This is a genomic window from Methylobacterium sp. J-048 (genome assembly GCF_022829515.1).
Classification (GTDB): Bacteria; Pseudomonadota; Alphaproteobacteria; order Rhizobiales; family Beijerinckiaceae; genus Methylobacterium.
In genome coordinates this window covers 1-319 of sequence record NZ_JAKSYL010000008.1, presented here as the reverse complement: position 1 = coordinate 319, position 319 = coordinate 1, and the positions used below count along the sequence as shown (strand labels likewise).

The 319-nt window shown below is 73.7% G+C and carries 1 pseudogene; it reads left to right on the top strand.

The features are described 5' to 3' along the window. Positions 1–319 (top strand): annotated as a pseudogene (locus MKL09_RS00135) (UDP-glucose 6-dehydrogenase); the annotation flags it as partial.

Here is a 319-nt window from a genome sequence, read left to right as displayed (position 1 = left end):
GGTCGCAGCCCCGGTGGCCCGGAGTCGGCTGGCCTTCGCGGCCGCGCTGGAGGCGGCGGTCGCGGAGGCCGACGCGGTTGTCATCGCGGTGGGCACCCCAGCCCGTCGCAGCGACGACTTCGCGGACCTGTCCTACGTCTATCAGCCGGACCGCAGCGTCGCCCGGGCGCTGACCCGGTGCACCGTAGTGGTGCCCCAGCCGACCGTGCCGGTGGGCACCGGCGACGAGGTCGAGCGCATCATCCGCGAGATCCGGCCCGATGCCGACTTCGCCGTGGTGTCGAACCCGGAATTCTTGCGCGAGGGCGCGGCCATCTCC